The organism is Vibrio sp. SG41-7 (assembly GCF_014164465.1).
Classification (GTDB): Bacteria; Pseudomonadota; Gammaproteobacteria; order Enterobacterales; family Vibrionaceae; genus Vibrio; species Vibrio splendidus.
In genome coordinates, this window is sequence record NZ_JACJFF010000021.1 from 28,140 (window position 1) to 51,074 (window position 22,935).

The following is a 22,935-nucleotide window of genomic DNA, read 5'->3' on the forward strand; positions in this document are numbered from 1 at the left end:
AAAATAGAAAATGGCTAGTAAAATGAAACGTTGGTATTTACTTTACTGTAAGCGTGGTGATCAAAAACGCGCTCAACAGCACCTAGAAAACCAGGGGGTAGAGTGCTTTTATCCTCAAATCGATGTCAAGAAGGTCGTGAGAGGGAAAGAGAAGCAGGTCAAAGAACCGCTATTCCCATCTTACATCTTTGTACGTTTTGACTACGAACAGGGTCCAAGTTTTACTACTGTTCGTTCAACGCGTGGTGTCGTCGACTTTATTAAGTTTGGCGCAAGGCCACACGAAGTCCAAGGCGACTTAGTGTATGAACTGAAAGAGTTTGAGAAGTGTTGCGAAGATGAACCTGAAGAGTGCTGTGTTGAGTTTGAATCAGGGCAAGTGGTCAAGATCAATAGTGGTCAGTTTGCTGGGGTTGAAGCTATTTTCCATCAGAAAGATGGTGAAGCACGATCTATTATGCTGGTAAAAATGATCAGCAAAGTGGTTCCGATCAGTATTGAGAACGAAGCACTACAAGCTCACGCATAAGTGCAGTAATACAAAGCAAAAAATAGGCTTAAAACAAAAAGGCGCATAATGCGCCTTTTTTAGTCTTTAGGGTTTGTTCAAAACGCGCTAAGCGTTGTAAGCATCGTTGTGAACGGCTTGTACTGCACGACCTGATGGGTCGACACAGTTTTTGAATGACTCATCCCACTCAATCGCTTTCGCTGATGAGCAAGCAACTGAAGGACCACCAGGTACACATTCTGCCGCTGATTCTAGAGGGAATAGCTCCTCAAAGATTTCACGGTAAGCATAACCTTCTTTGGTTGTTGGCGTGTTGTAAGGGAAACGGAACTTCGCAGCTTCCATTTGTTGATCCGTTACTTTTTCTTCAGCCGTTGCTTTTAATGTGTCAATCCAATCGTAGCCAACACCATCAGAGAACTGCTCTTTTTGACGCCATGCAATTGAATCTGGTAGGTAGTCTTCAAAACACTCACGTAGAATGTGTTTCTCCATTTTACCGTTACCACACATCTTATCTTCAGGGTTCAAACGCATTGCTACATCGATGAACTCTTTGTCCAAGAATGGAACACGACCTTCAACACCCCATGCCGCAAGAGATTTGTTGGCGCGAGCACAGTCAAACATGCTTAGAGCAAGAAGTTTACGCACGGTTTCTTCGTGGAACTCTTTTGCGTTTGGCGCTTTATGGAAGTACAGGTAGCCACCAAAGATCTCATCAGCACCTTCACCAGACAGTACCATTTTGATACCCATTGCCTTGATCTTACGAGCAAGCAAGTACATCGGCGTTGAAGCACGAATCGTCGTTACATCGTAAGTTTCAATGTGGTAGATAACATCACGGATTGCATCTAAGCCTTCCTGAATGGTGTAAGTCATCTCATGGTGTACGGTACCAATCTTATCAGCAACTTCACGAGCAGCGATCAGGTCAGGCGCGTTTTCTAGACCTACTGCGAATGAGTGTAGTTGTGGCCACCAAGCTTCTGATTGCTCATCGTCTTCGATACGCATTGCAGCAAAACGTTTAGCTACTGCTGAAGTGATTGAAGAATCAAGACCACCAGATAGAAGTACACCATAAGGTACATCTGTCATTAGTTGACGTTTAACTGCAGCTTCTAGCGCTTCAGTCAGTTCTTCTTTACTTGTGCTGTTACCTTGTACCGCAGCGTATTCATTCCAATCGCGGATGTAGTAGCGATGAGGCTCTGCATCTTTCGAAGAGTAGAAGCTACCAGGAGGGAACTCACTGATCGTCTTGCATACTTCAACGAGTGCTTTCATCTCTGAAGCAACGTAGTAGTTGCCGTGCTCGTCGTAGCCTTGGTAAAGCGGGATGATACCAATATGGTCACGGCCGACTAGGTATTCGTCTTTCTCTTCGTCGTATAAAACGAATGCGAAAATACCGTTAAGTTCTTCTAAAAGGTCCGCGCCCATTTCTTGGTATAACGCTAGGATAACTTCACAGTCAGAGTCAGTCTGGAACTGGTACTTATCTTCATAGCGTGCACGAAGTTCTTTGTGGTTATAAATTTCGCCATTCACTGCAAGAATGTGCTTTTTATCTTGGCTGTATAGTGGTTGTGCACCACTGTTAAGACCAACGATAGCCAAACGCTCGTGAGCAAGAATTGCTTTTTCACCAGCATAGATACCAGACCAGTCTGGGCCACGGTGACGAAGCTTTTTAGACATTTCTAAAGCAATAGGGCGAAGTGCTGCGGCATCACTTTTAATGTCGAGAATGCCAAATACTGAACACATAGAACTTCCTTTTAAATAATTTCTAAATCAACTGTATTCAATTTGCCATTCTGGCTAAAAAAAGCAACCGAATGTGAGCAAAAAAATAATATAAAGGGGTTTCTGTTAGAAATTATCTAATTTTAAGGTGGTTTTGGTGAGTGGTGTCTAATTGCGGTTGGTTTTTTAAACAAAAACCTCTCAAAAGTGCAAAAGAACAGCAATTTTGAGAGGTTAACTAGACAATGTTTAGGATTAGATCTTATTGATGTTAGGGTTTAATTGCTCACATACGTGTCGAGCAAAACCACTACCAGCTTCACTGTAGATGTTGAATGCTGCATCGACACCATTCTCTTTCAATGTTTCTAGCTGGTCGGAGTATTCAGCAATGGCGGCGATTTGACCTTTAAAATTACGTGATTTTAGCTGTTCTAAGGCTGTTTGATTACCTTGGTGATGAGGCATCGCCAAGATCACTAGCTTCACGTTTGCTGTATCTAAAATACGCTCCCAGAAATCTGGGTCAGTTGCATCGCCAGAAATAACGTTTCTTCCAAGGCTTCTATGGTTGTGTGCGGCTTCTTCACGAACTTCGACACCTAAGCTAACCTTGCCATAGCGAGAACGCAATTCATCGTAGGCGCCGGTACCAATGCGCCCCATACCAAGAATAAGCACTTGTGCGCGACCAGGATCAATTCGTTTATCACGTTGGTGAAGCTTTTCAGCAGCGTGCTCTTTGAGCCACTTACCTGACTGTTGATAAAGCTTATGACCCGCTTTGTTTAAAGGAGCAGCGATTAAGAACGATAACGAAACCGCAATTGCCACCGCCACTAATATATCGCCAGACATCCACCCCATCTTAAAGGCAAGACCACCGACGATAAGACCAAATTCACTGTAGTTAAATAATGATAGAGAGGCGAGTAGAGAGGTTCGAACACGGAATTTGAAGCGGTTGAGTACCAAGAAGTAAAGCACGCCTTTCACTGGCAGCAACAGCAAGAATAAGATGGCGAGCATAAAGCCTTGAATGGTAGGTTGCTCGGATAATCCAATATTCAAGAAGAAGCAGACAAGGAAAAGCTCTTTGAGGTTAAACAGCGATTTCGACAGCTCTGAAGCTTTTGGGTGACCGGCTAACAACATACCTAAGATCAGAGCACCTAGATCTGGTTTAACCCCTACAAACTGGAACAAGCCTGCACCGACGACCAATGCGAAGAAAATGCCGAACAGCACCAACATTTCGCCGTGACCAACCCAGTCGAGGACTTTGTAGAACAATGGACGACAGAATGGCAAAGCGAACAGTGCGATGGCATACCACTCTGGAATTTTGCCTGTCGATGCCGTTAAGAAGACCACGGCAAAGATATCCTGCATGACCAGAATACCGATCGCTAATGTTCCATAGGTCGCATTCATTTCCCCTTTCTCTTGCAGAGACTTAACTGCGAATACGGTACTAGAGAATGAAAGGGCAAAACCGAGTAGAACAATCTGTTCTATTGACATGGCTGCCAACGAGGAAATACCTAGGAATTTAAAACCAAACAGGGCGACCGCAAAAAACAGAGTGGATAAAAGGTTGTGGATTGTTGCGCCAGCCCAGATCTCTTTAGAGAGCAGGGTTTTGATATCGAGCTTTAAGCCAATCGTAAATAGAAGCAGGGTGACACCAAGGTCAGCCAAAGTAATGATGGTGTCATTGGTTTCAAAACCCAGAGCAAAGAGCCCAAAACCAGCGACCAAAAAGCCGACCAATGGGGGAAGGTGACACTTTAAAGCAATAAATCCTGCAATAAACGCAGTGGATATTAATATAAGTTCCATAACTTGTAGTAGTAGTTCCCTAGCTTAAAAAAACGGGCCGTGTTTATACAAACACGGCCCGCGGAAAATCAGAGTTGTTTTTCTTTAGTCTTCAAGAAGCTTTTGAAGTAACACACCGTTGAGCATGGCGCGCTTAATCATGGCAAAAGCTCCCATCGTAGGATGTTTATCGATCTGTGATGCTACAATAGGCAGGCCGCTATGGAAAGCCGTTAACGACTGATTCTCTACATTGCGCTTAATTGCAGGGAAAACAATCTCTTGTGCCTTTGTAATATCACCCGCAATGATGACTTTCTGAGGATTAAACAAGTTAATCGTCATTGCGATAGCTTTACCCAGTTGATTACCTACTCGAACCAAACTTTGCTTAGCCAGTTCGTCGCCATTGATAGCATGGTCACATACATCTTGAATGGTAATGTGTTCAATCTCTGTTAGCGAGGACTCATAACCTTGCTTAATTAGCTTTTGGACACGTTCAACAATGGCAGGGTTTGCCGCTACGGTTTCAAGACAACCGAAATTACCGCATTGGCATTGCTCGCCAAGTGGATCAATTTGGATATGACCAATTTCACCCACGTTGCGGTTATGGCCAAGGAAAACCTGACCATTAACAATAATTCCAGCACCAGTACCACGGTGAACGCTAACCAAAATAGAATCTTGGCTGTCTTTACTTGCACCGAAGTAGTGCTCAGCAAGTGCCATTCCTCGAACGTCATTACCAACAAAACAAGCAACATGGAATGTATCGCGAATAATGTCGCTTAACGCAAGGTTATCGATGTCTGTATTTGGCATGTACTCAACCACACCTGTCGTTGGGTTGACCAAGCCAGGAAGAGTGACACCAATGGCAATCAGTTGGTCGATCTTTGGTTGGTGTTCAGCAATGAAAGCCTTCAAGTTATTGACCAAGCCTTGGGTGAGGTCTGATTGGTCTGAGTAATTCAGGTCTTGCTGTTGGAAAGCCAGCTCACGACCGCCAAGGTCATGCAGGCTTATTTGAATGTAGTCTCGACCCAAGCGCACAGCGACAGAGTGAAAAGGCTCTACTTCTGTGGTTAGGGAGATAGCGCGTCTACCGCCAGTAGACGCTTGCTGCGCAACCTCTTTAATTAGGCCGCGCTCTAAAAGTTGGCGGGTAATTTTTGTAACACTTGCCGGTGCGAGTTGGCTTACATCAGCCACTTGTATACGACTGATAGGCCCTTGTTGGTCTATTAGTCGGTATACCGCCGCACTGTTTAGTTGTTTAACTAAGTCTACGTTACCTATTTGTCCGCCATTCATACTTAATTGTGCTCGTATTGTCCGTTAACAACAGTCGCTTTAACGTTAAAGTCTCGGTCAAATACAGCTAGGTTTGCAACCATGCCTTTTTTGATTCGACCTAGCTTGCTTTCTACACCGATAGCCGTAGCTGGGTATAGCGTAGCCATGCGAAGAGCTTCGTCTAAAGCGATACCGGCGTGCTCAACTGTATTCTGAACTGCTTCAATCATAGTCAGAGCCGAGCCGCCCAGTGTGCCGTTTTCATCAACACACTTACCATCACGGTAATATACTTTCTTACCGACAAAAATAAAGTATTCCATGTCAGCACCTGCAGGAGCTGTGGCATCCGTCACTAATACCAACTTTTCTCCCTTGATTTTATGCGCAATTCTGATGTTTGCGTAATCAACGTGGAAGCCATCGGCAATAATGCCAGCATAAACCTCAGGTGTATCGTAAATCGCGCCAACAACGCCAGGTTCACGACCAACCATTGGTGTCATCGCGTTGAACAGGTGAGTGGCAAATGTAATGCCTGACTCAAAACCTTGACGCGCTTCTGCGTACGTTGCATTCGTGTGACCAATCGAAACAACCACACCAGCTTTGCGCAGACGCTCAATGTGTTCTGGGTCGTTGAGTTCTGGAGCCAATGTTACTTTTGCAACAAGGTCATTGTTCTCACAGATAAGCTCAATCATTTCGCTGTCTGATTTACGAATGTGATCGACGCTGTGAATGCCTTTTTTCGCAACGTTTAAATACGGACCTTCAAGGTGTAGGCCAAGAGATTGGTTTTGGTATTGGTTGTGATATTCACGAGCTGCGGTAATAACCGCGCGCATGTCTTCGTCAGAAGAAGTGATTAGCGTTGGCAGGAAGCTAGTACAGCCAGATTTAAGGTTTGCTTTGTGCATGATCTGCATTGTGTCTGCAGTGATCTCATCGTTAAGCATTACACCGCCACAACCATTCAATTGTAGGTCAATGAAGCCTGGGCTTAGGTTTGCTCCGTTTAGGTCGCGAACTTCGATTCCTTCTGGTAATTCAGAGATAGGACAGACTTTTTTGATCAGTTCGTTTTCGATTACAACAGCATGATCGGTTAGAACATCACTACCAGTGTAAATTTTACAGTTACTTAGCGCGTACATAGTCAGCTAATCCTTATTTCGTGAGATCTTTAAAATTTGTTCGTTACCTAAATGTGGACTTAGTTTGCGAGCATCATTTACGTAACGATTTATCTTTTATGGGCAAACAGCTTCAAAATAGGAAGCGATTTAAGTTGTTGAAAAATAAATGAACAATTGATTATTAATATACATTTAGGTTCACTTTTAATGATTATTTATTGGACAGCGTAAACCCAGGGGTACCATCATTTTACCTAATGGTTAGGTTTAGATTTTATCTATAAACGTTCATTTTTTTGAATGATAAAATAAGTTTTATGATCTCGCTAGCAAAAACCTCTGGATTTGGTAAAAACTGGTGATTACGATCACAAATGGTAAGGTTTTAATTTGCGGAGCAAAATTAATTGAATACACTGAATAGGACTAAATTGAGCGACTAAAATAAGTTTCTCAAACGAATTCTAAAAAATCCTATAGGGGGAAACAACTGGTGAATATTCTAGGATATGCACAGAAGCTTGGTAAGGCGTTAATGCTACCAATCGCAACGCTTCCGATTGCGGCGCTTCTTTTACGTTTAGGTCAAGGCGATCTACTTGATATTCCATTCATGGCAGAAGCTGGTGGTGCTATCTTCGGTAACCTACCATTGCTATTTGGTCTAGGTATCGCGATTGGTCTTTCTAAAGACGGTAACGGCGCAGCGGGTCTTGCTGGTGCAGTTGCTTACTTCGTACTAACAGCAACAGCAACGACAATTAACGCAGACGTTAACATGTCATTCTTCGGCGGTATCTTCGCAGGTATCATCGCAGGTCACTCTTACAACGCTTTCCATGCAACACGCCTTCCTGAGTGGCTGGCTTTCTTCGCGGGTAAACGTTTAGTACCTATCATGGCCGGTCTATTTGCACTTGTTGCAGGTGCTGTGTCTGGTGTGGTTTGGCCTGGTATTCAATCTGGTCTAGATGCACTAGCTCACGCGGTATCAACGTCTGGTGCTGTTGGCCAATTCGTTTACGGTACTCTTAACCGTGCACTAATCCCTGTAGGTCTACACCACGTATTGAACTCATACTTCTGGTTCGGTATGGGTACATGTCAAGAAATCGTTGTTGCTGGTCAAGGCGCATTCGCTAACATCACTCAACTTTGTGTTGACCCTGCACTGGCTAAAACTCTAGTTGTTGGTCAAGAGCACACATTCACATTCGCTAACTCAGTAACTCCAGAGATTACTACTGTTGTTAAAGAAGTGACTGAAACAGTTAAATCTGGCGACCTACACCGTTTCTTCGGTGGCGATAAAGGCGCTGGCGTATTCATGAACGGTTTCTTCCCAGTAATGATGTTCGGTCTACCAGGTGCTGCACTTGCAATGTACCTAGCTGCTCCTGCTGAAAAACGTAGCCAAGTTGGTGGCGCATTGTTCTCAGTTGCATTCTGTTCATTCCTAACAGGTATCACAGAGCCGCTAGAATTCATGTTCGTATTCCTAGCTCCTGCTCTATACGCAATGCACGCGGTATTTACAGGTCTGTCTCTAGTAGTGGCAAACATGTTTGGTACTCTGCACGGTTTCGGTTTCTCTGCTGGTCTAATCGACTTCGTACTGAACTGGGGTCTAGCAACTAAACCATTCACTCTACTATTGATTGGCTTAGCATTCGGTGCTCTATACTTCTTCACTTTCTCTTTCGCAATCCGCGCTTTCAACTTGAAATCGCCAGGTCGTGAAGATGATGACGAAGCTGCAGCAGCTCCTGCTGGTGACGCTCCAAAAGGTGACGTTGCTCGTCAATACCTGAAAGCTCTAGGTGGTCACGAAAACCTGACTTCAATCGATGCTTGTATCACTCGTCTACGTCTAACTCTTAAAGACCGCTCTATCGCTGATGAAGTTGTTCTTAAGAAACTTGGCGCTAAAGGTGTGGTTAAACTAGGTGAGAACAACCTACAGGTTATCCTAGGCCCATTAGCTGAAATCGTCGCTGGCGAAATGAAAGCTATCGGTGCAGGTGAAGACCTATCTGATGTAAAACTTCCATAGTAAAGGAAGTACTTATTAAGACGTAACAACGGCTCTTAAGTAAGTTTCAAATAGCAAGCCTCCCACACGGGAGGCTTTTTTGTGCCTGTCATTTAAGGCCAGTGAACAAGGTTCGTTCTATTCTTCATCGAATAGCGGAAATAATCACAATTAACTGATGGTTCTTATTGTGCAAAGGCGAAGAATTGTGGATGATTAGCAACAATGATCTTTCTATCTTTGATAGGCAGCAAAAGCGGCCTTTGTCTCGGATATGAAAGATAACTTTCTCTGACAATACTAAATACATAGAGGTGCTATAGATGAGTGAAGCTGAGGCTCGTCCATCGAATTTCATTCGCCAAATTATCGATAAAGATTTAGCGGATGGTACACACAGTAGCGTGCATACTCGTTTCCCGCCGGAGCCAAATGGCTACCTGCACATTGGTCACGCTAAATCTATTTGCTTGAACTTTGGTATTGCTCAGGACTACCAGGGACAATGTAATCTTCGTTTCGATGATACAAACCCTGAAAAAGAAGACGTTGAATACGTTGAGTCAATTAAGAATGATGTAAGCTGGTTAGGCTTCGAATGGTCTGGTGATATTTGTTACTCATCAAACTACTTCGATACGCTTTACGCTTATGCTGTGGAATTAATTAATAAAGGCTTAGCGTATGTTGACGAGCTAAGTCCTGAGCAGATCCGTGAATACCGTGGCACGTTAAAAGAGCCTGGTAAAGCGAGCCCATACCGTGATCGCAGCCCTGAAGAAAACCTAGCGTTGTTTGAAAAAATGCGTGACGGTGGCTTCGAAGAAGGCAAAGCATGTCTACGTGCTAAGATCGACATGAGCTCTTCATTCATGGTTATGCGCGATCCAGTTATCTACCGTGTTCGTTTTGCTCACCACCATCAGACTGCTGACAAGTGGTGCATTTACCCAATGTACGACTTCACTCACTGTATCTCTGATGCATTAGAGGGCATTACGCACTCTATCTGTACGCTTGAATTCCAAGATAACCGTCGTTTGTATGACTGGGTTCTAGACAACATCACGATTGATTGCCAACCTCGTCAGTACGAGTTTAGCCGTCTGAATCTTGAATACACGGTAATGTCGAAGCGTAAGCTGAACCAACTTGTGGTTGAAAACCTAGTTGAAGGTTGGGACGATCCACGTATGCCAACAATCTCTGGTTTGCGTCGTCGTGGCTTCACTTCAAGCTCGATTCGCGAATTCTGTAAACGTATTGGTGTGACTAAGCAAGAGAACATGATTGAGTTCGGCTCACTTGAATCTTGTATCCGTGATGATCTGAACGAAAATGCACCTCGTGCAATGGCTGTTCTTGACCCTATCAAGGTCGTGATTGAAAACTACGACGCTGATACAGTAGAAACACTGACAGTGGCGAACCACCCGAACAAGCCAGAAATGGGTACTCGTGAAGTTCCATTTACACGCGAAGTTTGGATTGAGCGTGACGACTTCCGTGAAGAAGCAAACAAGAAATACAAGCGTTTGGTTCTTGGCAAAGAAGTTCGTCTACGTGGTGCTTACGTGATCAAAGCTGAACGTATCGAAAAAGATGCAGAAGGCAACATTACGACTATCTTCTGTTCTTACGATAACGAAACACTCGGTAAGAACCCAGCAGATGGCCGTAAAGTGAAAGGCGTTATCCACTGGGTATCAGCTGATAAAGCGCTACCTGCTGAGATTCGTTTGTACGATCGTCTATTCACAGTGGCAAACCCAGCTGCTGCTGATGACTTTGCAGCGACGCTTAACCCTGAATCACTTGTTACGCTAAACGGTTTTGTTGAACCTAGCTTAGCGGAAGGTGTAGCAGAGCAAGCGTACCAGTTTGAACGTACAGGCTACTTCTGTGTGGATTCGAAAGACTCTAAAGCAGACGCACTAGTCTTCAACCGCACGGTTGGTCTACGTGACACTTGGGGTAAAACTGAGGCTTAATGGCTTTGTTTTTCTCAGCTCTGTTTTTCCAAGCTTAGTGTCTTAAAGCTTAGTTTCTCAAGATTCGCTTAATAAAAAACCGGCTTAGAGCCGGTTTTTTTGTGTCTGGGAAATAACCAAATTGTGGGCCAAGCTACTGTGATTCTTAATACGGTATCAGCCCAAATAAAAAACGCCGGCCTAAGCCAGCGTTCTGTGTTACTTCTTCGCTTTATGCGCGTCTGGGTTGCCTTTGCAATCCCCAGTGATGCTTTTACCATACAGATATAAACTGTGGTTAGTTAACTGTACGTTGTAGCGTTGAGCGATTTCTTTTTGTCTTTCTTCGATAAGATCATCAGAGAATTCGATAACTTCACCGCAGTCTAAACATACTAGGTGATCGTGGTGATGCTGTGTTGAAAGTTCAAATACAGACTTGCCGCCTTCGAAGTGGTGGCGAGTTACAATGCCAGCATCATCGAATTGGTTCAGTACGCGATAAACGGTCGCAAGACCTATCTCTTCACCTAAGTCGATCAGCTTTTTATATAAATCTTCAGCACTAATATGTTGGCAGTCTGGTTGTTGTAATACTTCTAAAATTTTGAGCCGTGGGAGGGTCACTTTAAGACCAGCATCTTTTAGCGCTTGATTATTGTCTGACATATACTTTCCTGTTGATGATCTGCAGCAATTAACAGAATTCAATATTAATACCATTATAGTTTAGTCAGGCATAACAATAAACCACGAACTTCAAAGGGTTACTTACTGACATCACAATCTGTTTTGTAAATTGGAAGTATCTCACTTATAGTGGAGGTACGACCAGTCAAGCTGGCGGTGTTTCTGATATGAACATGGAATGTTGTTATGAATAAGCAACTCGCAAAAATATATAAACCCAACATTGTAAAATTTGCTCTCAATATTTGGCCTCCTTTTTGGGGATCGGGAATTCGAATCGCTCACATTAGCCCTGACTTTAGGGTTGTTAAGACGATACTAAAGCTGCGCTGGTGGAATAAGAACGCCAATCGTACTCAATATGGCGGCAGTATCTTTTCTCTTACCGATCCAGTTTACTCTTTGATGTTAATGGGAATTTTAGGTGAGCGATATTATGTTTGGGATAAAGAGGCGAGTATTAACTTTATCAAGCCGGGTCAATCCGACTTGTATGCAGATTTTGAGATAAGCCAAGGGCAACTGGATGATATCTATCGTCAGACGCAGCTTGGTGAGAAGTGTTTCCCCGAATTTATTATCCACGTTAAAGATAAGCAGGGGAATGTAGTGTCAGAAATTCAGCGAACCCTGTATGTGAGAAAGAAGCCACAATTTAGAGATGATGACGAAGCATTAGAAGCTGAGTGTTGATTGGTGAACATTAAATAGCAAAAAACCTCCTATAAGGAGGTTTTTTCATATCTACATATCGGTCATTAATTGTAACAATTAACAATCGGTAGAGAATTAGTCTTCTAGCTCTGCTAGGCACATTTCTTCGTGGATTTGTTTAACCCAGTTAGATACACGCTCATCAGTTAGCTCAGGTTGACGGTCTTCATCGATACATAGACCAACGAATTGGCTGTCATCGCCTTCAACTAAGCCTTTCGATGCTTCGAATTCGTAGCTTTCAGTTGATGTGTGACCTAGGATAGTACCGCCTTTCGCTTCAACGATGTCACGGATAGTACCCATAGCATCACAGAAGTATTCTGCGTAATCTTCTTGGTCGCCACAACCAAAGATAGCAACAAGCTTAGTTGAAAAATCAATAGCTTCTAGCTCAGGGAAAAAGTCGTCCCAATCACATTGTGCTTCGCCGTAGTACCACGTAGGGATACCAAGCAGCAGTAGATCGAAGTTATCGATATCTTCTTTGCTGCTTTTTGCAATGTCTTGAACTTGAACGAGCTGCTTGCCCAATTGCTTTTGAATCATCTTAGCAACAGCTTCAGTGTTACCTGTATCGCTACCAAAGAAGAGACCTACACTTGCCATAGAATCATTACCTTTCATTTTGTCTGTTGTCGGTGTAATAAAGTTCGGAGGAAATCGTTAGATTCCAGTTCCTTCCCAGCTTAGTTGGATTATCCCTTTTGCGATAAAACCTTCGCAGCCAAGGAAAAGTACTAACCATACGATGCGACGACCAAATGCAGGAACATTTCCTTCCTTTAGAACGTCTTTAATTGCCATTCCGATTAGAAAGAAAATCGCGGCAAACAGAAGATCTAAACCAATAGATTCAATGATGTTCATGTAGTCGTAAAGCATGGGAACCTTATATACCAAATTTGCTTGGGCGCACTATATCACTGTTGTGAGATAAAGTTAATCTGCTGTGATTACACAGCTCTCATTTATATCGACTAATCAACCTATCTAAGCGATGAATTTTCTTATTGCACGGAGTACTTCAGCTGGCTTTTCCGCGTGTAACCAGTGTCCCGTGTTAGCGATAACATGAGCCTTTGCGTTGGAAAACTGCTGTTGAACGGCGGTTTGATGCTCAGCTGTGAGGTAATCAGAATCCCCACCTTTTATTAACAAGGTTTTGACCGAGGTTTTCTCGATCGGTTCCCAACCAATAATTTGTGGATAGTTGCTCAATAACGAAGCAACGTTGAAGCGCCATTCCATGATGCCTTGTTCCGTTTTGAACAAAGATTTGGTCAAGAACTGGCGAACCCCATCAATTTCGATATGTTTTGCGAGGATCTTAAGCGCGTCTGAGCGTGAGGTCGGTTTTTCTTCTATCACGGCTTGTAGGCCGGCGAATACGTTGTCGTGACGACTTTGGGTGTACGCGACTGGTGCCATATCCAAGACAATCAATTTATGCAGCGTAAGATGTTGTGTCAGCGCCATCGCTACCTTGCCACCCATGGAATGACCAATCACAGTGACATCATTTAACTCAAGATCATTCAGTAGTTGAGCCACATCTTGTGCCATTGCTTTATAGCTGTGAGTGTCACTATGGAAGGATTGGCCGTGGTTGCGTAGATCGATACTAAGTACCTGGTGATCGGCTTTTAGATCCCTAGCGAGCAAGCCAAGGTTGTCCAGATTACCGAATAATCCATGGATCAAAACAATGGTGTGACCCGCACCTTCTAATTTATAGTTGAGCTGTACTGACATTTTTATCTTATTCATGGTGGGTTTGACGTAGAGTATCCGCGCGGATCTCGCTATAATCCCCCTGAGTTTAAACATTGAGATTGTGAAAAGCGAATGAAAACAATTGAGGTTGATGAGGACCTATACCGTTTTATTGCGGGTCAGACAGAACGTATTGGCGAAAGCGCTTCAGATATTCTGCGCCGCTTATTACAGGTTGATAGCCAAGGCATGGTTCCGATCGAAGAGATCGTTGAGCCAAAAGGTATCGTTGTTAGCAAAGAGGTAGGCTTTACTCCAGAGAAGTTCGATGGTGTTAAAGAAATGCGCTCACTACTAATATCAGATGAGTTTGCATCACTGAAGAAAGCCATTGATCGTTTCATGCTTGTGTTATCGACACTGCATAAAATCGACCCTTTAAGCTTTTCAGAAGCAACTCAAGTAAAAGGCCGCAAGCGTGTTTACTTTGCAGACAACGAAGAGACCTTGCTAGCAAACGGCAACACAACTAAGCCTAAAGCCATTCCACAAAGTCCTTTTTGGGTTATAACTAATAATAACACTAGCCGTAAAAGACAAATGGTTGAACAGCTTATGAGCCGCATGAGTTTCCAAGCAGAATTGATAGAAAAAGTAACAGGTTCAATTTAACGAAATCTGATTTAAACCTCATAATATCCATGGATAAGAAGATATTATGAGGTTTTTTTGTTTTTAAATTTTATATATAAGGATGTCGAAAAATGGCTATGCACCCTCGTGCTGGGCAGAAAGCTCAGCAGGAAGATCTTCATAATATTCCGGCTTTAGTGGCTAACTATTTCTTACAGCAACCGGATGCTACTAACCCAGACCACAAAGTACTGTTCGGTACTTCAGGTCACCGTGGTACAGCAGACAAATCAACATTTAATGAAAACCACATCCTAGCGATCGCACAAGCGGTGGCTGAAGTTCGTGCTGAGCAAGGTACAACAGGGCCTCTTTTCTTAGGTAAAGATACTCACGCTCTCTCTGAGCCTGCGTTTTCTACTGTAATCGAAGTGCTTGTAGCCAACAGTGTTGAAGTTATTATTCAAGAAAAAAATGGCTTTACTCCAACACCTGGTATCTCGCACGCGATTCTTACGCACAACCTAGTGAATGATAAAAAAGCGGACGGCATTGTTATCACGCCGTCGCATAACCCACCACAAGACGGTGGTATTAAATACAACCCGACACACGGTGGCCCTGCTGAGGCTGAGCTAACTCAAGCGATTGAAGATCGTGCGAACGTCATCATTGCTGAGCAAATGCAAGGTGTAAAGCGTACTCCTATCGCACAGGCTAAACAGTCTGAGCTAGTGAAAGAAGTTGATTTAGTTGCTCCTTACGTTGCTGACTTGGTTAACGTGGTTGATATGGAAGCGATCCAGAAAGCAAACATCAAGATTGGTGTTGATCCTCTGGGTGGCAGCGGTATTGATTACTGGCGTCAAATTGGCAAAGCGTACAACCTAGATCTTACTCTGGTCAGTGAAGCGGTTGATCCTTCGTTCCAATTTATGTCTCTAGACAAAGATGGGGTGGTTCGTATGGATTGTTCTTCTCCGTACGCAATGGCAGGCTTACTGGCGCTTAAAGATGACTATCAACTAGCGTTTGGTAACGACCCTGATTACGATCGCCACGGCATTGTTACGCCAAAAGGCTTGATGAATCCAAACCACTTCCTAGCGGTTTGTATTGACTACCTATACCGTAACCGTGAAGGTTGGGGCAAAGACGTTGCAGTGGGTAAAACACTAGTATCAAGTGCACTAATCGACCGTGTTGTTGCTGACTTAGGCCGTGAACTTTGCGAAGTGCCAGTTGGTTTCAAATGGTTCGTTGACGGCTTATACAACGGTCAGTTTGGTTTCGGTGGTGAAGAGAGTGCTGGCGCATCATTCTTACGTAAAGACGGAACGCCTTGGTCAACAGATAAAGATGGCCTAATTCTTTGTTTGCTTGCGGCTGAGATCACAGCAGTAACGGGTAAGAACCCACAAGAATATTACGAAGAGCTTGCTGCTAAACACGGTGAGTCTAAGTATAACCGTATTCAAGCGGTAGCAAATGGTGCACAAAAAGACGTACTTAAGAAGCTGTCTCCAGAGATGGTTTCTGCTGAGACGCTGGCTGGTGACCCAATTACTGCACGCCTAACGCACGCTCCGGGTAATGGCGCTGCGATTGGTGGCCTAAAAGTGACGACTGAAAACGGTTGGTTTGCTGCTCGTCCATCAGGTACAGAAGACATCTACAAGATCTACTGTGAAAGCTTTAAAGGTGAAGAGCACCTGAAAGCAATCGAAGCAGAAGCTCAAGAGATTGTTAATCAAGTATTTGCAGCTGCTGGCCTATAATCGAATACCGATTAGTAGAGTCACAAGGTAAATAGTGAAAGGGTTGATGTGAAAGCATCAGCCCTTTTTTATATCAGCTCGTGGGTAAAGCGGCTAAGGCTAGGTGGTTGAATTACTGTACAACTGAGTAGGTTATACTATCCGTGTGGCCAACTTTGTGGCATCACAAACCAAAACTGCCCTGATTTAGTTTGCCCATGAACGAAGCGATCACCAAACTCGGTGATAGGTTCACAGGTGAAGTCATCAGCGCCAGCTGCCCATTGCTCTTTGGTGAGAGGGTAGAGCACGTCAGTAATTAAATGGGCTTGGTTTTGATAACACCAAAAACCGTTTACTTGGCTTGAATTAATGTCATAACCCAAACATTCAGTAGGTACTTTTTGATCTAAGAATGGATTTGTATATAGACGACCCTGCATGAGGAGATGTTTTGAGTCGACATCGATCTCTGGATATTGCTCCACAAACGCCGTTGAAGAGGACATGCCAAGTTGATGGGTGAGCATCCTGTCTAACTTCTTATCCAATTGGTCATGAGAGTTAGAACCAAACCATGTCTGTTCATGGAGCAGGTAAAACTTGATCGCGACTTCCCAGTGTTGCAGCTTTTGGTTGTTCTCTTTTTCAAGAATAAAGTCGATAGCACCGAGTGTTCTTCCCTCAACATTAATTTGAATCTCATCGTACTTGACCGAATAATCAGGTGAGGCTTCAATGACTTGTTCACATAGATGCTGGTAGAGGAAACCTAACCTTGGGTTTCCGTTATAAGTGTGTGATGAGTCGATGGTATGGGTGCTTAAGAATGCACCAAGATCGGAAATTGGTGGCTTAATTTTCAGTAACGGCGGTGAGTCGATGACCCATTGGTAAAAACGTTGCAGTGCTGTCATCGGTTCCTCATAAACTCATCGTGGGGCTTTCGACATTCTACCCGTAAATTGATATAACGACGTTATTATAAAGTTAAGCTGGAAAAAAAATGAATAACTTACAATTAGAAAAGCTACTTAACGAAAAACTTCAGCCACAGCAGATTAAAGATTACTGTCCTAATGGTCTTCAAGTGGAAGGTACTTCGCAAGTGAAGCGCATTGTTACTGGTGTGACAGCTTCTCAAGCATTAATTGATAAAGCGGTAGAACTGAACGCAGACGCTTTATTGGTCCATCACGGTTTCTTTTGGAAAGGTGAGTCAGAAGCCATTCGTGGTATGAAGGGTAAGCGCATTCGGACTCTGATTAAAAATGACATTAACCTTTTGGGTTACCACTTGCCTCTTGATATTCACCCTGAGTTAGGCAACAACGCCAAGCTTGCTGAGTTGCTTGATATCGAAGTTGAAGGCGGTTTAGAAGGGCACCCACAATCAGTTGCGATGTTTGGTAAGTTGAGTTCACCAATAACTGGTGCGGAGTTCGCAGAAAAGATTGGCCAAGCTTTGAACCGCAAGCCATTACATATCGCTCCAGAAAGCCAAGATAAAATGATTACGACTGTCGGTTGGTGCACTGGTGGTGGTCAAGACTACATTGAGTTAGCTGCGTCTAAAGGTATTGATGCATTTATCTCTGGTGAAATTTCAGAGCGCACAACGTACTCTGCACGTGAGCAAGACATTCATTACTTTGCCGCAGGCCACCATGCAACAGAACGCTATGGTGTGAAAGCGCTAGGTGAATGGCTAACGAAAGAACATGGCTTAGACGTAGAATTTATCGATATTGATAATCCAGTGTAACCACGTTTAGAGATTATGACTTTCTGGATATTTGTACCTTCATTGAAGTGATACGAAATACTGGAAGACAAAAAAGGGTTGATGTTAATACATCAACCCTTTTTGATTTCAATCGATTAGAAAAGTCGAAACTTTACTATTCGCGCTCGTGTAGAGCTTGGAAATCACGCTGTTCTTCACCAGTGTACAACTGACGAGGACGACCGATACGGTTCGTCGGATCGCTGTGCATTTCGTTCCAGTGTGCAATCCAACCGATAGTACGAGACATCGCGAAGATTACTGTGAACATAGATACTGGAATACCGATCGCTTTCAGAATGATACCTGAGTAGAAATCTACGTTCGGGTATAGCTTCTTAGAAACAAAGTACTCATCAGAAAGAGCGATGCGCTCAAGTTCCATTGCTACGTCTAGTAGTGGATCTTGAATGTTTAGCTCTTTAAGTACTTCGTGACACGCTTCACGCATTACCGTTGCTCGTGGATCGTAGTTCTTGTAAACACGGTGACCGAAGCCCATTAGGCGGAATGGGTCATCTTTGTCTTTTGCTTTTGCTACATATTCTTCAATGTTGTCTACGCTACCGATCTCTTCAAGCATCATTAGACAAGCTTCGTTAGCACCACCGTGAGCAGGACCCCACAAAGAAGCGATACCAGCAGCAATACAAGCAAATGGGTTTGCACCCGAAGAACCTGCTAAACGAACCGTTGACGTTGAAGCATTTTGTTCGTGATCAGCATGTAACGTAAAGATTTTGTCCATTGCGCGAGCCACAACAGGGTTTACTTCATATTCTTCACATGGGTTTGCATACATCATGTGTAGGAAGTTTTCTGCGTAGCCTAGGTCATTGCGCGGGTAGATAAACGGTTGACCGATAGAATATTTGTAACACATTGCAGCCAGTGTAGGCATTTTTGAAATTAGGCGGTATGCCGCAATTTCACGGTGTGTGTCGTTATTAACATCTAGTGAATCATGATAGAACGCAGCAAGCGCACCTACCACACCACACATAACAGCCATTGGGTGAGCATCACGGCGGAAACCGTGGAAGAAACTAGCAATTTGCTCATGAACCATGGTGTGACGTGTGACTGTCGTCTTGAACTCTTCGTATTGAGCTCGAGAAGGGGCTTCGCCGTATAAAAGAATGTAACAAACTTCTAAGTAATCAGCGTTATTGGCCAGTTGATCAATTGGATAACCACGGTGTAGAAGAATACCTTTTCCACCGTCAATATAAGTTATTTGCGATTCACAAGATGCAGTGGCAAGAAAACCAGGATCAAAAGTGAAAAAACCATTAGAACCCAGTGTACGAACGTCGATGACCGGAGTACCAAGTACACCTTCTGTAATCGGCAATTCGATCGGTGCTTGACCTTCAATATGAAGGGTAGCTTTCTTATCCGCCATAACAATCTCCTTTGTTATTATTAATCCGTCCAGGATGTTTATGTGCCATTTTTTTACTGGTCTTACGTGAGAAAGTCAATTTTTCTGCAGCTTTGTGTGCACTTGTTAGTGTTTTTTACATTAAATTCGTTAAAAATCTGTTCTGTGTAGCATTATTTGTTGCATCAATTGTATTAGAATGTTGCCAGCCGTATAGTGGCGCTGAAAAGTTTGGTTAAAACCTTATAAATGCAAGGCTAAGAAGAAATGTGAGGTGTCTTCAGAAACCTAGCTGTTAACAATTATTTTACAATTATCTAAGGCTCAACTTACGTTATTTGTTAAGTTAATGTTAAATTTTGAAGGTTTGCAATCAAATTTTGTCCATAACAATACATAAGGTTATTTAATGACCATCATGCTCAATGGAGCTGAGTGAGCGAGCCCGTGAAAGAAAGAAAGACAAGACCTGTTAATTTAGATTTACAGACCATCCACTTTCCTATCACAGCAATAGCTTCCATCCTACACCGTGTGTCTGGGGTGATTACTTTTGTTGCGATCGGAATTCTGCTTTGGTTACTATCCATTTCCCTCTCTTCCCCTGTAGGCTTTATGGAAGCTAGCGACATTGTCGACGGTTTCTTCGTGAAGTTTATTCTGTGGGGCATTTTAACCGCTTTGGCTTACCACATTGCTGGTGGTATTCGTCACCTTCTTATGGACCTTGGTCACTTTGAAGAGCTGGAATCTGGCGCTAAGAGCGCGAAGGTTGCATTCGCAGCAACAGCGGTATTGTCTCTACTAGCGGGGATCTTAGTATGGTAAACAACGTTTCTACTTTTGGTCGTAATGGTGTGCATGATTATCTATTGATTCGTGCAACAGCCATCATTATGACGCTTTACACTATCTACCTAGTGAGCTTCTGTGCTTTCTCAGGTGATATTTCTTACGCATCTTGGACGCAATTCTTTGGTGGTACTTTCACTAAAGTCTTCACCATGTTGGCGCTTACTTCAATTTTGGTTCACGCGTGGATCGGCTTGTGGCAAGTACTAACTGACTACATCAAATGTGCAAAATTGCGCGTTGGTCTTCAAGTCGGTGTTGTTGCGGTTCTTCTAGGATATTTCTTCTCTGGTCTGTTTATTTTGTGGGGTGCGTAAGTGACTATTCCTGTTCGTGAGTTTGATGCTGTAGTAATTGGCGCTGGTGGTGCTGGTATGCGCGCCGCGCTACAAATTTCTGAGCAAGGCCTATCTTGTGCGTTGCTTTCTAAAGTTTTCCCAACTCGTTCTCATACTGTATCTGCGCAAGGTGGTATAACCGTTGCTCTTGGTAATGCGCATGAAGATCACTGGGAACAACACATGTACGATACGGTAAAAGGTTCCGATTACATCGGCGACCAAGATGCTATCGAATACATGTGTAAAAATGGCCCTGAGTCGGTTATCGAATTAGAAAAAATGGGTCTTCCATTTTCTCGTTTTGATAACGGCAGTATTTACCAACGTCCGTTTGGTGGCCAGTCTAAGAATTTTGGTGGTGAGCAAGCGGCTCGTACCGCAGCTGCAGCCGACCGTACTGGTCACGCACTGCTACACACGCTTTACCAACAAAACATTAAACACAAAACGACGGTTTTCTCTGAGTGGTATGCACTGGATCTTGTTAAAAACGAAGATGGTGCAATCTTAGGTACTACCGCGCTTTGTATGGAAACGGGCGAGGTTTGCTACTTCAAAGCGAAGGCAACAATCCTTGCTACTGGTGGTGCTGGTCGTATCTATGCATCAACAACGAATGCACACATTAACACTGGTGACGGTGTTGGTATGGCAATTCGTGCTGGCGTTCCAATGCAAGACATTGAAATGTGGCAGTTCCACCCAACGGGTATCGCTGGCGCAGGTGTTTTGGTAACAGAAGGTTGTCGTGGTGAAGGTGGTTACCTTCTCAATAAAGACGGCGAGCGCTTCATGGAACGTTATGCTCCGAATGCTAAAGATTTAGCAGGTCGTGATGTGGTCGCTCGTTCGATGATGGTTGAGATTCGTGAAGGTCGTGGTTGCGATGGCCCATGGGGTCCTCACATTAAGCTGAAACTTGATCACCTAGGTAAAGAGACGCTTGAGTCTCGTCTACCGGGTGTATGTGAGCTTTCTCGTACGTTTGCTCACGTTGATCCAGTTAAAGAACCAATTCCTGTAATCCCAACGTGTCACTACATGATGGGCGGTGTTCCTACACAGGTTTCTGGTCAAGCAATCAAACAAACTGAAGACGGTATAGACGTTGAAATTCAAGGTCTATTCGCTTGTGGCGAAATCGCTTCAGTATCTGTACATGGTGCAAACCGTCTAGGTGGCAACTCGCTACTTGATTTGGTTGTGTTCGGTCGTGCGACAGGTCTTCACCTTGGTGAGACGCTGAATAAGCAAGCTGAAGCAAAACCTGCAACTGAAGCCGACATTGAACGTTCACTAGAGCGCTACAATCGTTGGGAAAACAGTACAGACGGTGAAGACCCTGCGGTAATTCGTAAAGATCTTCAGCAATGTATGCAGAACAACTTCTCTGTATTCCGTGAAGGTAAAGCGATGGCTGATGGCTTAGAAGAGCTTAAAGTGATTCGTGAGCGTCTTAAGAATGCACACCTTTCAGACAAGTCGACAGAGTTCAACACGCAACGTATTGAGTGTTTAGAACTTGAAAACTTGATGGAAACGGCATTCGCAACTGCGGTTGCAGCAAACTTCCGTACAGAGAGTCGTGGAGCGCATGCTCGTTTTGACTTCCCAGACCGTGATGATGAGCAATGGCTATGCCACTCACTTTACAACCCAGAATCAGAAAGTATGACTAAGCGTGGCGTGAACATGGAACCTATCCATCGTGAAGCATTCCCGCCGAAAGCACGTACGTACTAAGGAGATATGACCATGAAACTGAATTTCTCTTTATACCGTTACAACCCAGATGTGGACCAGAAGCCTTACATGAAAGAGTACACCCTAGAGGTGGAAGAAGGCTCTGACATGATGCTTTTGGATGCGCTTATTCTTTTGAAAGAGCAAGATCCAACGATTTCATTCCGTCGTTCATGCCGTGAAGGTGTATGTGGTTCTGATGGCTTGAACATGAATGGTAAAAACGGATTGGCGTGTATTACGCCTCTGTCTGCTCTTACTGGCCAAGATAAAATCGTAATTCGCCCACTTCCAGGTTTGCCTGTCGTGCGTGATTTAATCGTAGACATGACTCAGTTCTACGATAACTACGAAAAAGTTAAGCCGTTCTTAGTGTCTGATGGCAATGTGCCACCGGCTCGTGAAAACCTACAAAGCCCTGATGAGCGTGCTCATTTAGATGGTTTGTATGAATGTATCATGTGTGCATGTTGTACGACTTCGTGCCCATCATTCTGGTGGAATCCAGATAAGTTCATCGGACCAGCTGGCCTGCTTGCAGCATACCGTTGGCTAATAGATAGCCGAGATACGGCGACAGACGAACGTCTGTCCGATCTTGATGATGCATTTAGCGTTTTTCGTTGCCATGGCATCATGAATTGTGTAAGTGTTTGTCCTAAGGGATTAAATCCGACGAAAGCGATTGGTCACATCAAGACCATGCTTGTGAATCGTTCGGTTTAAGTTATATAAAAATTGCCGCCCTAGAAGTTTTGGGGCGGCCTTTTAATAGCTCGGCATAGACCG

Annotated in this window: 21 protein-coding genes; 11 read left to right on the forward strand and 10 right to left on the reverse strand. The window is 43.8% G+C overall.

Going from position 1 to position 22,935, the window contains the following annotated elements; translation table 11 throughout:
• Positions 1-22: 22 nt before the first annotated feature.
• Positions 23-529: a transcription/translation regulatory transformer protein RfaH gene (gene rfaH, locus H5300_RS08275; RefSeq protein ID WP_004734235.1), complete on the forward strand. Its 507-nt coding sequence runs from the start codon at positions 23-25 to the stop codon at positions 527-529.
• Between the two features lie 87 nt (positions 530-616).
• Here the strand turns inward: rfaH and asnB are convergent, their stop codons facing one another.
• The 4 genes from asnB to nagA form a co-directional block, all read right to left on the reverse strand.
• On the reverse strand, positions 617-2,287 hold the full coding sequence (asnB, locus tag H5300_RS08280; RefSeq protein ID WP_004734234.1) for an asparagine synthase B: 1,671 nt from the start codon (positions 2,285-2,287) through the stop codon (positions 617-619).
• 234 nt (positions 2,288-2,521) lie between these two features.
• Positions 2,522-4,108 (reverse strand): cation:proton antiporter family protein, encoded by a 1,587-nt coding sequence (locus H5300_RS08285; protein WP_017079462.1) that lies wholly within the window; start codon positions 4,106-4,108, stop codon positions 2,522-2,524.
• Between the two features lie 84 nt (positions 4,109-4,192).
• Entirely contained in the window at positions 4,193-5,407 is a 1,215-nt protein-coding gene (locus H5300_RS08290) for an ROK family protein (protein WP_004734232.1), read from the reverse strand.
• Between the two features lie 2 nt (positions 5,408-5,409).
• Complete coding sequence (nagA, locus tag H5300_RS08295; protein WP_017079464.1) at positions 5,410-6,546, reverse strand: N-acetylglucosamine-6-phosphate deacetylase; 1,137 nt, start codon at positions 6,544-6,546, stop codon at positions 5,410-5,412.
• A 475-nt stretch (positions 6,547-7,021) separates the two neighbouring features.
• Between nagA and nagE the strand changes: the two genes are divergently transcribed.
• Both nagE and glnS read left to right on the forward strand, forming a co-directional pair.
• Entirely contained in the window at positions 7,022-8,581 is a 1,560-nt protein-coding gene (nagE, locus tag H5300_RS08300; protein WP_054542500.1) for an N-acetylglucosamine-specific PTS transporter subunit IIBC, read from the forward strand.
• Positions 8,582-8,883: 302 nt separating this feature from the next.
• The gene (gene glnS, locus H5300_RS08305; protein ID WP_017085952.1) at positions 8,884-10,551 is read left to right on the forward strand and encodes a glutamine--tRNA ligase; all 1,668 of its coding nucleotides are present in this window, start codon (positions 8,884-8,886) and stop codon (positions 10,549-10,551) included.
• A 198-nt stretch (positions 10,552-10,749) separates the two neighbouring features.
• Here the strand turns inward: glnS and fcrX are convergent, their stop codons facing one another.
• Positions 10,750-11,199, reverse strand: coding sequence for a ferric iron uptake transcriptional regulator FcrX (gene fcrX / locus H5300_RS08310; protein ID WP_004734226.1), 450 nt, complete (start codon positions 11,197-11,199; stop codon positions 10,750-10,752).
• Positions 11,200-11,406: 207 nt separating this feature from the next.
• On the opposite strand from fcrX, the gene H5300_RS08315 reads away from it, so the two are divergent.
• Entirely contained in the window at positions 11,407-11,913 is a 507-nt protein-coding gene (locus H5300_RS08315; RefSeq protein WP_017092672.1) for a DUF4442 domain-containing protein, read from the forward strand.
• Positions 11,914-12,009: 96 nt separating this feature from the next.
• Here the strand turns inward: H5300_RS08315 and fldA are convergent, their stop codons facing one another.
• From fldA to H5300_RS08330, 3 genes are all read right to left on the reverse strand, one after another.
• Entirely contained in the window at positions 12,010-12,543 is a 534-nt protein-coding gene (gene fldA / locus H5300_RS08320; RefSeq protein ID WP_004734224.1) for a flavodoxin FldA, read from the reverse strand.
• 57 nt (positions 12,544-12,600) lie between these two features.
• A complete protein-coding gene (locus H5300_RS08325) occupies positions 12,601-12,819 on the reverse strand; it encodes a DUF2788 domain-containing protein (RefSeq protein ID WP_182795769.1) in 219 nt (72 codons plus the stop codon).
• A gap of 108 nt (positions 12,820-12,927) precedes the next feature.
• Complete coding sequence (locus tag H5300_RS08330) at positions 12,928-13,689, reverse strand: alpha/beta fold hydrolase (protein ID WP_102450870.1); 762 nt, start codon at positions 13,687-13,689, stop codon at positions 12,928-12,930.
• 93 nt (positions 13,690-13,782) lie between these two features.
• On the opposite strand from H5300_RS08330, the gene seqA reads away from it, so the two are divergent.
• Together seqA and pgm are read left to right on the forward strand one after the other, a co-directional pair.
• Positions 13,783-14,322 (forward strand): replication initiation negative regulator SeqA, encoded by a 540-nt coding sequence (gene seqA, locus H5300_RS08335; protein ID WP_004734221.1) that lies wholly within the window; start codon positions 13,783-13,785, stop codon positions 14,320-14,322.
• A gap of 92 nt (positions 14,323-14,414) precedes the next feature.
• The gene (gene pgm, locus H5300_RS08340; RefSeq protein WP_182795770.1) at positions 14,415-16,061 is read left to right on the forward strand and encodes a phosphoglucomutase (alpha-D-glucose-1,6-bisphosphate-dependent); all 1,647 of its coding nucleotides are present in this window, start codon (positions 14,415-14,417) and stop codon (positions 16,059-16,061) included.
• A gap of 137 nt (positions 16,062-16,198) precedes the next feature.
• Here the strand turns inward: pgm and H5300_RS08345 are convergent, their stop codons facing one another.
• Positions 16,199-16,957 (reverse strand): DUF1853 family protein, encoded by a 759-nt coding sequence (locus H5300_RS08345; protein ID WP_182795771.1) that lies wholly within the window; start codon positions 16,955-16,957, stop codon positions 16,199-16,201.
• Positions 16,958-17,046: 89 nt separating this feature from the next.
• On the opposite strand from H5300_RS08345, the gene H5300_RS08350 reads away from it, so the two are divergent.
• Positions 17,047-17,805, forward strand: coding sequence for a Nif3-like dinuclear metal center hexameric protein (locus H5300_RS08350; protein ID WP_182795772.1), 759 nt, complete (start codon positions 17,047-17,049; stop codon positions 17,803-17,805).
• A 136-nt stretch (positions 17,806-17,941) separates the two neighbouring features.
• Here H5300_RS08350 and H5300_RS08355 read toward each other — a convergent pair whose 3' ends face one another.
• Positions 17,942-19,231 (reverse strand): citrate synthase, encoded by a 1,290-nt coding sequence (locus tag H5300_RS08355; RefSeq protein WP_004734217.1) that lies wholly within the window; start codon positions 19,229-19,231, stop codon positions 17,942-17,944.
• Between the two features lie 414 nt (positions 19,232-19,645).
• Between H5300_RS08355 and sdhC the strand changes: the two genes are divergently transcribed.
• The 4 genes from sdhC to H5300_RS08375 are packed head-to-tail and all read left to right on the forward strand — an operon-like array spanning position 19,646 to position 22,872.
• Positions 19,646-20,038 (forward strand): succinate dehydrogenase cytochrome b556 subunit, encoded by a 393-nt coding sequence (sdhC, locus tag H5300_RS08360; RefSeq protein ID WP_012604532.1) that lies wholly within the window; start codon positions 19,646-19,648, stop codon positions 20,036-20,038.
• Entirely contained in the window at positions 20,032-20,379 is a 348-nt protein-coding gene (sdhD, locus tag H5300_RS08365) for a succinate dehydrogenase, hydrophobic membrane anchor protein (RefSeq protein ID WP_004734215.1), read from the forward strand. The genes sdhC and sdhD overlap by 7 nt, the downstream gene beginning before the upstream one ends.
• Positions 20,380-22,146, forward strand: a complete 1,767-nt coding sequence (sdhA, locus tag H5300_RS08370) for a succinate dehydrogenase flavoprotein subunit (protein WP_102486341.1) — start codon at positions 20,380-20,382, stop codon at positions 22,144-22,146.
• Positions 22,147-22,158: 12 nt separating this feature from the next.
• Positions 22,159-22,872 carry a succinate dehydrogenase iron-sulfur subunit gene (locus tag H5300_RS08375; protein WP_004734213.1) on the forward strand — a complete coding sequence of 238 codons (714 nt, stop codon included), beginning with the start codon at positions 22,159-22,161 and terminating at the stop codon, positions 22,870-22,872.
• Positions 22,873-22,935: the final 63 nt, after the last annotated feature.